This is a genomic window from Streptomyces nanshensis, assembly GCF_001751255.1.
In the GTDB taxonomy this organism is placed as follows: domain Bacteria; phylum Actinomycetota; class Actinomycetes; order Streptomycetales; family Streptomycetaceae; genus Streptomyces; species Streptomyces nanshensis_A.
Map to the genome: position 1 here is coordinate 25,741 of NZ_LJGW01000486.1, position 10,716 is coordinate 36,456.

Annotated in this window: 8 protein-coding genes and 1 pseudogene; 2 read left to right on the forward strand and 7 right to left on the reverse strand. The window is 69.8% G+C overall.

Annotation, left to right across the window (positions count from 1 at the left end; genetic code table 11):
* Positions 1–233 precede the first annotated feature (233 nt).
* Positions 234–1,544: a phospholipase D-like domain-containing protein gene (locus tag AN218_RS28850; protein WP_070020037.1), complete on the reverse strand. Its 1,311-nt coding sequence runs from the start codon at positions 1,542–1,544 to the stop codon at positions 234–236.
* Positions 1,545–2,000: 456 nt separating this feature from the next.
* On the opposite strand from AN218_RS28850, the gene AN218_RS28855 reads away from it, so the two are divergent.
* Together AN218_RS28855 and AN218_RS34900 are read left to right on the forward strand one after the other, a co-directional pair.
* Positions 2,001–2,438: a nuclear transport factor 2 family protein gene (locus tag AN218_RS28855; RefSeq protein WP_070020038.1), complete on the forward strand. Its 438-nt coding sequence runs from the start codon at positions 2,001–2,003 to the stop codon at positions 2,436–2,438.
* Positions 2,439–2,563: 125 nt separating this feature from the next.
* Positions 2,564–3,448, forward strand: a pseudogene (locus AN218_RS34900) (IS5 family transposase).
* A gap of 15 nt (positions 3,449–3,463) precedes the next feature.
* Here the strand turns inward: AN218_RS34900 and AN218_RS28860 are convergent.
* The 6 genes from AN218_RS28860 to AN218_RS28885 form a co-directional block, all read right to left on the reverse strand.
* Complete coding sequence (locus tag AN218_RS28860; RefSeq protein WP_070020039.1) at positions 3,464–3,829, reverse strand: VOC family protein; 366 nt, start codon at positions 3,827–3,829, stop codon at positions 3,464–3,466.
* Between the two features lie 121 nt (positions 3,830–3,950).
* Entirely contained in the window at positions 3,951–6,869 is a 2,919-nt protein-coding gene (locus AN218_RS28865) for an AfsR/SARP family transcriptional regulator (protein ID WP_070020049.1), read from the reverse strand.
* A gap of 958 nt (positions 6,870–7,827) precedes the next feature.
* Positions 7,828–8,655 (reverse strand): serine protease, encoded by an 828-nt coding sequence (locus AN218_RS28870; protein ID WP_244900798.1) that lies wholly within the window; start codon positions 8,653–8,655, stop codon positions 7,828–7,830.
* Positions 8,656–8,672: 17 nt separating this feature from the next.
* Positions 8,673–8,984, reverse strand: coding sequence for a CU044_2847 family protein (locus tag AN218_RS28875; protein ID WP_070020050.1), 312 nt, complete (start codon positions 8,982–8,984; stop codon positions 8,673–8,675).
* A 109-nt stretch (positions 8,985–9,093) separates the two neighbouring features.
* Positions 9,094–9,831 carry a FadR/GntR family transcriptional regulator gene (locus AN218_RS28880; protein ID WP_070020041.1) on the reverse strand — a complete coding sequence of 246 codons (738 nt, stop codon included), beginning with the start codon at positions 9,829–9,831 and terminating at the stop codon, positions 9,094–9,096.
* A 128-nt stretch (positions 9,832–9,959) separates the two neighbouring features.
* Positions 9,960–10,716: SDR family NAD(P)-dependent oxidoreductase (locus AN218_RS28885; protein ID WP_070020042.1), on the reverse strand; the 757-nt coding region annotated here is incomplete at its 5' end.

Genomic DNA, 10,716 nt, shown 5'->3' on the forward strand with positions numbered 1-10,716 from the left:
GGTCCGGGGCGGTGGCGTGGGGCGGGGGCGGGACGGGGCCTCGCGCCCGGCTGTGGGACACATGCGCGGAAGTCCCCGGTGGGCGGATGATCTCGATCTTGCCCCGCCCGCCGGGGACTTGTGCACGTCCGGAGGCCCTGCTCACTCTCCGGAATCACCTGTGCCGGGGGCTGTTACTCCGGCGCCTGTTACTCCGGGGCCCGTCACTCCAGGGCCCGTCACTCCGGGGCCCGTCACTCCAGGATCTGCCGCGGATCGACGGGGATCTCCCGCGCCGCGTTCTCGGCGCGGTCCTCGGCGACCGACTGCCGCCCGGCGGTCCCGCAGCAGCGGTCGTACTGGTTCTTCCAGTCCGCCATGAACGTGTCGTACGTGGCGCCGCCGGTCAGTTTCAGGTCCGACTCGTCGTTGTGCCAGATGCCGTTGCTCGTCCAGTTCGAGGAACCGACGAACACGATCCGGGAGTTGGGGGCACCGGCGTAATTCCCGCTGACCATCATGTACTTGTCGTGGGTGTAGTGCCGGGCGTTACCGTTGGCGTCAGTGCCGCGGGTGGTGTCGTACACGTCGATGTTCGGCTTGTTCTTCAAGGAGCTCTGCACGCTGTCGTCGACCGACCCGGCGGTGATCAGAATGCGGATCTTGACGCCGGTCCGCGCCAGACTCACCAGCTTCTTCGGCAGTTCGAGATAGTTGCGCTCCCCCGGCTTCCCGTGCGAAGTCCACTGGAACATGGCGATGTTGACCGTGGCCGGTGCCTTGATGTTGTTCAGGAAGTCGACCCATGTGTCGCTCTTGGCACGCGACTTGGGCCACTGGTAGGAGGGCGGGGACAGCTTCCTGGCGGCCACGGCGCCGGCGGAGCTGTAGTGGTCGGGCGCCAGCGGGCCCGTACCGCCCAGCGCCCCCTTGGACATGGCGCCGAAGTAGCGGACGTAGGAGTTGTACAGGGCGACGTTGCCCTTGACGGTGGCGCTGCTGTTCCACGCGGTGCCGGCCTGGGCGGAGGTGGGGTTGGCGCTGCTGACGGTCACCGTCCGGTTCGCCTCGCTGCCGCCACTGAGCATGTAGTACTTCGCGTGCAGCGAGGAGCCGCTGAAGTGCGTCAGGCAGCCGCCGGGGCAGAGCGCGGCGAAGCTGGAGGCCCGCGGGTCGTTGCCCAACTCGGCGACGATCGACTGCCATACCGCATTGTCGCTGTGGACGTCCATCAACGCCTTGACGATGACGCCGCGTCGGTGCGCGGCGATCAGGGCGTCGGCGAAGTCCGGTCCCGGCTGTGCACCGCTGATCGAGTACATGGCGACGCGGACGGTCTGCCCGCAGCCGGCGCTGTTGATCGACTCGATGATCGGGCCCATGACCTCCATCCGGGCGGCGGGGTCCTCCGGGTCGTTGAAGCGGGGCCCCGGAGTGGAGGTGAACGTCCGGGACTCACAACTGAGCGGCGCCTTGGCCTTCTTGACCGCGGCGTGCGCCGTCGACAGCGGCAGCAGGACGACGATGACGGCCAGCGCGGCGACGAAGGTGATCGTTCGCTTCACGGGCGGCCTTCCCCCGGGCCGCCGCTGATGAAGAGCCGGATCGGACGGGTCGCCGCCGGAGGTGTACAGGACTGCGTGCCCTGTGAACGGAAGTGTGGCGAGTTGCAGCGGAACGACAAGGAAACCCCCGTGACGTCGAGTTGGTGACTCATGTACCAACTTGCGACATGTGGAGGCTTCGAAAGGTTGCAGGGCAGTCCGAAACGTGACATTGCACGTGCGTTCGGCATGGGCGGGCGGCCGCGTTCAGCGGACGGACTCGGCGTACGAAGGCGGATGAGGGGGCGCACGGTGGAGAAGTCGATGGCAGGCCGACCGCCGGTGAGGGACGATCACGACAGGCCCGGCCCCTGCTCTCGCCGGACGCGCCCGTACGCGTCGAACGGTGTGGTGCCGCGCCGACGTCGGACCGATACTCGGCTCGGCGCTTTCCGCGCCGGGCCGGAGAGGACGCGTATGCCACTCGCTCTTGAAGACCGCCTGGTTGCTCTTGAAGACCGCCTGGCCGTCATCGAACTGGTCTCGTTGCACGGTCACTTCGTCGACGACGGAAGCCTCGACCGGCTGGAGGAGCTGTTCACGGCCGATGCGGTCTACGACCTCACGGACTTCGGCCAGGAGCCGCTGTCCGGGGTGGCGGCGATCCGGGAGGCGGCGTGGGCGCTGGGAGCGGCCAACCCCGTCGCGCACCACGTCACGAACGTCGTCGTGACCGCATACGAGGACGGCCGTGCGCAGGTCCGTTCCAAGGGGCTGGGCGTCAAGGCGGACGGCTCCTGCGGTTCCGTCTCCTACGAGGACACCGTCGTGCGCACCGCCGACGGCTGGCGGATCAGCTACCGCAGGCTCTCACCGCGCCGGACTCCCCTGGGCGGGATGACGGAACCGGGCTGACGGGGTGCGTCCGGCCGGGTCCCGACCGGCGAGACCCACCTGTCAACAACGTCCGTCAGTTTTAGACCTAGGCACTGTCCCATGCTTTGTGTGACCGGGTCGGCAGTCGCATCGTTCCGGCTGGCGTGGGGCGGGGTGATGTGTCGGATCGAGAGTGGGCTCGGCTTGAGCCGCACTTGCCGAGGAACGTGGGACGAGGCGGGCGTTGGAAGACCCATCGGCGGGTGATCAACGGCATTCTCTTCCGGCAGCGGACCGGTGTTCCGTGGGCGTGATCTGCCAGCGCGGTTCGGGAAGTGGAAGACAGTGCACGACAGGCACCGAAGGTGGTCTGGCGGACGGCACGTGGGACAGGATCCTGCGGTCCGTCCAGGCCGATGCCGATGAGGAAGGTCGGATCGACTGGAGCATGGTCAGCGTGGACTCGACCTCCTGCGGGGCGCACCAGCACGCTGCGGGCGCCCGCACCGACGCGGCTCGCATCCGCGGCCGGCGGGGCCAGCCTGTTCAACATCGGTCAGATGAGGCCCTGGGCCGCTCCCGTGGCGGACTGACCTGCAAGATCCATCTGGCTGCTGAGGGCGGCCGACGTCCGCTCGCATTCGTCATCACACCAGGCCAGCGGGCGATGCCCCGCAACTGATCCCAGTCCTCGAACGCATCCGTGTCCCGCGTCCGGCCGGCGGTCATCCACGCACGCATCCTGATCACTTGGGTGGCGACAAGGCCCACTCGTCCCGCCGGAACCGCCGGCATCTGCGGCGTCGGCAGGTCAAGCACACCATTCGGGAGCGCAAGGATCAGCGGGTCAACCGCCGGTGCCGCGGTAGCGCGGGCGGCCGACCCACCGGCTTCGACAAGACGATCTGCAAGCGCCACAACAAAGTTGAACGAACGATCAACGCGCTCAAAGGCTTCCGCGCCGTGGCCACCCGCTTCGGCAAGAGGGCGTATAACTCCCACGGCGCGGTGGCCATATCGTCGCTATTCGCCTCTGGCTTCGCTCGTGATCCGTCTGGCACTCCTCAGGGCCGGTGGCAGACGGCCTCGACGTTATTGCCGTCAGGATCGCGGACGAAGGCTCCATAGTAGGAGTCGTGGTAGTCAGGCCAGAGTCTGGGCGCGTGCAGGACTTTGGCACCCACTGCCTCAGCCGCGACGTGGAAGGCGTCCACGGTAGCGCGGTCGGCTGCGGTGAACGCGATGTGCACCTCGCGCGAGGGCACGGGGTCCTCGGCCGGGACCAGCCACAGCGGGTGCCCCGTGACACCGAAGCTGATGTTCGCGCCGAACTGCTTCTTGCGCTCGCCGCCCAGCGGTGCGAGTACGGCATCGTAGAACGCGGCGCTGGCCGCGATGTCATTCACCTGAATTGCGATGTGATCTAACATGCGCCAACCTTGCACGGCCGCAGCAGAGTTGTCGCGCAGTTTTCCTCCTCCTCTCTCCCCCCGACCGCCCCCCTGACCCTGTGCAACGGAGCACGCCTGGCCGCGACCCATCGGACACGCCCTAGACCGCTGCGCCCGTCGTGCTCGTCTCCAACAGCCGCCTGACCTCGGCGGCTTCGGGCGCCGTACGCTCCTCGAAGACGGCGAGCGCCGCGCGCCAGCACGCCTTCGCACGGTCCCGCTGAGCCAGCGCGTACAGGGCCTTTCCGAGGGTCACCAGCACGGTGGCGCGGTGCCAGTCCCCGCCGATCCCCCGCATCGCCAGGGCCTGTTCGGCCTGGGCGGCCGCACGGGCGGCTTCGCCCTGCCGGAGGTGTGTCTCGGCGAGGCGGAAGTGGACCATGCCTTCCCACCGCGACTGCCGGCTTCTGCGGAACATGGCCAGCGCTTCGGACAGTTGCTTCTCGGCCTCTTCCCACGCACCGCTCGCCGTGAGAGCGACTCCGAGCGCGTACAGGCCCTTGGCGGGGCTGCCGGCCGGGAAGCGCCGGAAGACGGAAAGCGCCTCTTCCGCCAGCGCCTTGGCGTCGGCCGCCCGGTCGAGCCCGACATGTGCCAGGGAGAGATCGCACAGGACCGAAGCCTCGGAGAGCGCACGGCCGTTGTCCTGGAACAGGGAGCGAGCCTGTTCGAGGAAGTGTTTCGCCTCGTCGTGCCTGCCCTGGAAGTCGGCGACGATTCCACGGTTGTTGGCGGCGTAGGCGGAGAAGACGGGGTCGTCGGCGGAGATTCCCAGCGAAGCGGTGACACGGGCCTCCGCGTCGGCACGGTCGAAACGGCCCGCGCTCATGTGGAGTGTCGAGAGGACGGAACGGGCACGGGCTTCCGCCTGAACGTCCTCCGCGGTCTGCGCGCCCTGTTTCACGGCCTCGGCGGCCTGTTCGTACTGGCTCGTTCCGAAACCCGCGTCCACGATATGGCTGGCGATCACCAGCAGGTCGGCCGCGCGGCGAAGCGTCGTACCGGACGCGAGTTGGCGGACGCAGGAGAGGAAGCAGGAGGACTCGCTGAAGATCCAGTCGACGGCGGCGCTCTGACCGGAGAAGGTGAGACCGTCGACCGCCGTGGTGTCGACCTCGCCGATCGGAGGTTCCTGGGGCTTCTGCAGCCGGTACACCTCGGCGGCGGTGGCGAGGTAGAAGTCGAGCAGACGGGAGAGCGCCGCTTCCCTTTCGGACTCCTCGCTCTCATCCCGCTCCGCGCAGGCGCGGGCGAAGAGCCGCACCAGGTCGTGGAACCGATAGCGTCCCGGCGCCGCGGATTCGAGGAGAGAGGTGTCCACGAGCGACTCGAGGAGGAATTCCGTGGTGTCCGCGGACAGGCCGAGGAGGGCGGCCGCCGCGTCCAGGGAGATGTCGGGACCGTCGGCGAGGCCCAACAGCCGGAAGGCACGTGCCTGGCCCGGATCGAGTTGCCCGTAGCCGAGTTCGAAGGTGGCCTTGACGGCCTGGTCCCCGGCCTGGAGTTCGTCGAGCCGGCGCCTTCCGTCGACGAGCTTGGAGGCGAGTACGGACACGGTCCAGGTGCGACGTGCCGCCAGCCGGGATGCTGCGATCCGGATGGCCAGCGGCAGGAATCCGCAGGCGCCCACGACGTCGAACGCGGCTGTCCGCTCGTTCAGGACGCGTTCCTCGCCCACGATCCGGGTGAACAACGCCATCGCCTCGTCCGGGCTCATGACGTCGAGGTCCAGCAGATGGGCGCCTGCCAGATCGACCATGCGCGTCCTGCTGGTGACCAGCGCCACGCTTCCGTGAGGCGGGAGCAGCGGACGTATCTGGGCGGCGTCCCTGGCGTTGTCCAGAAGAAGGAGAACGCGTCGTCCGGTGAGCAGTGAACGAAAGAGAGCGGCCCGCTCTGACAGCCCGTCCGGTACACCGGCATCGGCGGTACCCAGCGATCGCAGAAACGCCCCCAGGACGGCGCCGGGATCCGCGGCCGAAGGGCCCGCGCCGTGCAGATCGGCGTAGAGCTGACCGTCCGGAAAGTATTCGGCGGCCTCATTCGCCGCGTGCACCGCCAAGGTCGTCTTGCCCACCCCCGCATTCGCGGAAATGGCGGTCACCGTGCTGTCCGGCTCGACCAGCTTCCCCACCAGTTCCCGGACGAGTCCCTCCCGTCCGGTGAAGTCGAAGACACTTCCCGGGAGTTGAGCCGGTCTGCGTACCACGTCGATGTCCGCGGACTCTTCCGCACCCTGGTTGAGGCTCTCGTCCGCCGTCAGGATCCGCTGTTGGAGCTCGCTGAGTTCCGGGCGCGGGTCGATGCCGAGTTCCTCGACGAGCAGCCGCCGGATGTCCGCGTACACCGCGAGGGCCTCGGCCTGGCGACCGCTGCGGTACAGGGCGAGCATCAGCATCTCGCGGAGCCGCTCTCGCAGCGGGTGTGCGACGGTCAGATAGGTCAGCTCCGTCACCGCGTCCGCGTATCTGCCCGCTTGCAGATCGAGTTCGAGCCGTCGCTCCTGCAGACTCAGCCGCCACTCACTGAGCCGTGCGCGTTGAGCCTCCGCGTACGGTCCCGGGACGTGGGCCAGCGCGGTTCCGTCCCAATGGGCGAGAGCCGAGTCGTAGAGTGCGCGCGCCTGATCGGCGCTTTCCGCCTCCTCCGCCCGTGCCGTCAGATCGAGGACGACGTCGAGGTCGACGACGACGTCGGCGCTTCTGCGGAGCGCATAGCGGCCGGATTCATACACGAGCAGACCGGAGTCGCCTCCCAGGGCCTTGCGGATACGGCTCATATAGGTGCGCACCGCCTGCGTGCCGCGAGGAGGGCGGTACTCGCCCCATACCGCGTCGCACAACTCCTCGGTGTCGACGGGCTCGTTTCTGAGCAGGAGAGCGGCGAGAACGGCCCGCTGCTGGGGCGATCCCAGGCTGAGTTCCTGATCGCCGCGCCAAGCCCGCAGGGGGCCGAGTACGGAGAAGCGCAGCCGCGCCGAACGTGCCGCACCGGACAGGGCCCCCGAGGCCTCCCGCATGGGCGGAACCCGGCCGGGGCGGGAACCGGCGGTGTACGGCAGTGACTCCGACAGGGCGTTCTTGTAGAGCTCCTCCGCCTGCTCGGTCCGCGCGGGGGACGTACCGGCGTGGTGTGCCGTGACGTACTCCGCGTACGCGAGGCGGGCGAGAGCGCCACGAGCCTGCGGGTGCCGGCGGCCGTACGTCGCGGAGGCCTTCTGCGCCGCGATGGAGAGCACCTCCGTGGCGCGCTCCATGCGTTCGGTCGCGTCCGCCGTCCGAGCCGATTCGAATTCCGCGAAGGCGAGGGTGACCAACGCCGAGAGGGACAGGGGGTGTTCGCTTCCGAGCAGGGAGACCAGCCGGCGGGTCACGCTCTCCACTTCGGCGACCAGCGACTCGATGTCCGCGACGCTGCCCGCACGGCGATTGAGGATTCCGTCCACCTGGACGGCGCATGCCAGGAGTTGGATCTCCAGGCTCTCCCGGGTGCCGGAATCCGCTGCGGCGGCTTCGGACTTGGCGGCCTGTGCCAGATCGAAGGCGGAGGCCGCATTGCCCATGCGCATCACGATCGCCGCGTGGTGGGCCAGAGCCCGCGCTCGGGGAAAGGCGCCGGACTGCACGTGTCCGGCAGGCAGAGCAGTCAGCGGCTGGAGGCTCAGAGCCGTCTCCAGGTCGCCGCGTTCGACCAGCAGAATGAGCAACGTGTCCGCGAGGGCGGCACGTTGAGCCGGAGGAACGGGGTGCCCCTCCAACGCCCATCGGGTCAGCACTCTCGTGATGTCGTAGGACTCGGCATGCAGCCCCGCGACGTCGAGCAGCGCGACGAAGTACGCGAGACGGTCCGGCGTCTCTCCGTCGAGCACGGTCTGCAGCCGGTCGACGAAAGCGCAGGCCTGCGACCGCAGTCGGGAACGCGACGATTCCGTTCCACGGGCCGCGCTCTCGGCGCAGTCGACGGCCTCCGCCCACGACTCAAGCACGGCCCCCGCCTTCCAACTCGCCGTCGATCACCCGCTGCGCGACGCGTGACCGCAGTTCGGCGGCCTGCGTCGCATCGATGAGGCCGCGTTCGGACCACTGCCGGAGGGCGAGCAGCAGCGACTCGCCCCCGGCGATACGCTCCGATCGCTCCGTTCTCTCTGTCTTCTTGTCCTCCTCCTTCTCCTCCCACCGGGGAGCGGCCGGGGTCTCGGACGGAGGGCGGAGGACGTCGATGAGATGACCGACGTCGAACCGGTCGAAGCGCCGTAGAGCGTCGCCGATCGTGGCGGCTATCAGCACGTTGGCCGCGCGCTGCTCGGTGGAGTGACGGTCGAGGATCTGCTCCAACAGGATGCCGAGAACGGTCGGTTCACGCTCGTCCGTGCCCCGCTCCACCGGGCCTCCGGAGTAGCCCGAGTAGTCACCGAGATGCTGGTCCGCCGTCAACTGCAAGGCCTCGATGACGCCGCCGCCTTCGCACATGTGGCGGGTGCCGCCGTCGTCGACGCTTCCGGTCAACTTGGCGTCGCCGGGGGCGGGACGGTACGGGCCCGACCACCGGTCTCCGCGCTTGGCGAGCCCCGCCGTCGGCACGGGCAGCGGCACGTCCTGGGGATCGGCGATCTCGATCAGCGCCAGATCGGCGTCCTTGGCCCGCTCGCAGACATGTCCCCGCACGCTGCGTTCGCCGGTCAGGTCGATCTCCACCGCGTCGTCGAGAGGGTCCAGCCCCTGTAAGCAGTGCAGCGCCGTGAGCACGTACCGGCGTGTGAGCAGGAACCCGGCACCCAGGCGCCGCCGCGACTGTCGGAGATCCACCCAATAGCCGCCGCGTGTCATGGAGTTCCCGGGTGCCGTTCCACGGTGAGGGTGATCTCGAAGGAGGCCTCGGCGGACGCCTTGGAGAGGATCACCCCGGCCTCGGCTCCTAGCGTGAGTCCGAAGGTGACCTCTGCGCTGGAGACGCTCCATCCGTCGCGCTGCGATGTGCCGGACAGCGACTGCTGCGCGATGGAGGAGGCCTGAACGATGGCCGCCTGCACCTCGGCGGCACGCTCGCTGAGCAGTTCGGAGGAGCGTGTCCTGCTGCCGATCTGGCGGGAGCCGGCCGCGTCGAGCACGACCGTTTCGACTCTGACCTCTGGCACTGCCACTGCGTACGTCCCCCGATCGCCACCCTCGGCCCTCCGTGCGTCAACCATGGTAGGCGCGGCGGCAGTTGTGCGCGCCATACCCCGAACTCGGTCACTGCCGGGGTCAGTTGCCGCGTCCGCGGCCTTCGTGCCGGAGCTCTTCCAGGTCGCGGGCCGACTGCGCCAGCAGTGCCCGCATCGCCGACTCCGCCGCGTCCGCGTCGCCCGCCCGTACGGCGTCGAGTACCGCCCCGTGGCTGGGCACCGGGTTCTGCGGGCGGTGGCCCGTGGTGTGGACGAGGCGGTCGCGGAAGGCGAGGCCCGTGGCGATGACCGTCTCCATCCGCTCCAGCATCTCGTTGTGGGAGGCGGCCAACAGGGCGCGGTGGAAGGCGAGATCGGCCGCGACGGCCTCGTCGCCGACCTCCGAGGCCCGTGCCATGGCCTGGAGCGCCTCGTCCAGGACGGCGAGGTCCTCCTCCGTACGGCGTTCCGCAGCGAGCCGTACCGCCGCCGGTTCGACGATGCCGCGTACCTCGCCCAGGTCGCGCAGCAGCGGGTTCCCGGCGCCGGCCGCCGGGCCCCGCGCGAACTCGAACTGCCAGCGCAGCACGTCCGCGTCGAGGAGGTGCCAGTCGGCGCGCGGCCGTACGAACGTGCCGCGTTTCTGCCGGGCGTCGACCATGCCCTTCGCGGCGAGCACCTTCAGCGATTCGCGCAACGCCGTGAGGCTGACGCCCAGTTCGGCCTGGAGCGCGCCCAGGTCGAGCGTGTCGCCCTCCGCGACCCGGCCGCTGAGCACCCGGTGCGCGATGGCCTCCACGGTCTGGCCGTGCACTCCGCGCCGCGCGTAACCGGACATGTCCTCGCTCGCCTTCTCCGCTGCTCCCCCGGTACGGCTTGGCTTCCGCACCGGGCCCTGTCACCGGCGGCCCTCCCCGGCCGGCGGCTCAACCACCGCCTCACGCCGAGGACTTCACGCCGCGCACGTCACGCCGACGACTTCATGACGCTCCAGCCCCCGTCGACCAGCAGACTCGCGCCCGTGACGTACGAGGCCTCCGGCGAGGCAAGGTACGCGATAGCCGAGGCGACCTCCTCGGGTGTGCCGAAGCGGCCGGCGGCGGTCTCCGCGACGCTGGACGCGCGCTCCTCCTCGGGCACCCGGTCCCACAGCCCGGTCAGCACCGGGCCGGGCAGCACCGTGTTGACCCGTACCTCCGGCCCGTACTCGACCGTCAACTGGCCGCCCAGCGACAGCAGTCCGCCCTTCGCCGCCGCATAGGCGGGGTGGCCGGGGATGCCGCGGTGCGCGTGCACGGAGGAGACCAGGACGACCGCTCCGCGTTCCGCGCGCAGATCCTCCAGGCAGGCCCGTACGCCGAGGAAGGCGGCGGTGAGGCCGACGGAGAGCTGACGGTTCCACGACTCGGGCGAGGTCTCGTGCGCCGGGGCGACCTCGACCCGTACGGCGTTGCTGACGAGGACGCCGACGAGGCCGTAGGCGTGCGCGGAGTCCAGGACGCGCCGCCAGGAGTCCTCCTGGCCGACGTCCGCGGGGACGAAGACGGCCTCGCCGCCCGACCGCCGGATCTCCTGGGCGACCAGCGGGCCACGCTCCTCGTCGACGTCGGCGACCACGACGGCGGCGCCCTCCGCCGCCAGGCGGCGCGCGGTGGCCGCGCCGATGCCGGTGGCGGCGCCGGTGACGACGGCGGTACGGCCGTGGAAGCGGCCCTGCGCACCG

What these genes read in the sequence shown, in the direction of transcription:
- AN218_RS28855 (WP_070020038.1), top strand. Translation starts at nt 2,001, where the DNA reads ATGCCACTCGCTCTTGAAGACCGCCTGGTTGCTCTTGAAGACCGCCTG.
- AN218_RS28860 (WP_070020039.1), bottom strand. Translation starts at nt 3,829, where the DNA reads ATGTTAGATCACATCGCAATTCAGGTGAATGACATCGCGGCCAGCGCC.
- AN218_RS28865 (WP_070020049.1), bottom strand. Translation starts at nt 6,869, where the DNA reads ATGCGGGAGGCCTCGGGGGCCCTGTCCGGTGCGGCACGTTCGGCGCGG.
- AN218_RS28880 (WP_070020041.1), bottom strand. Translation starts at nt 9,831, where the DNA reads ATGTCCGGTTACGCGCGGCGCGGAGTGCACGGCCAGACCGTGGAGGCC.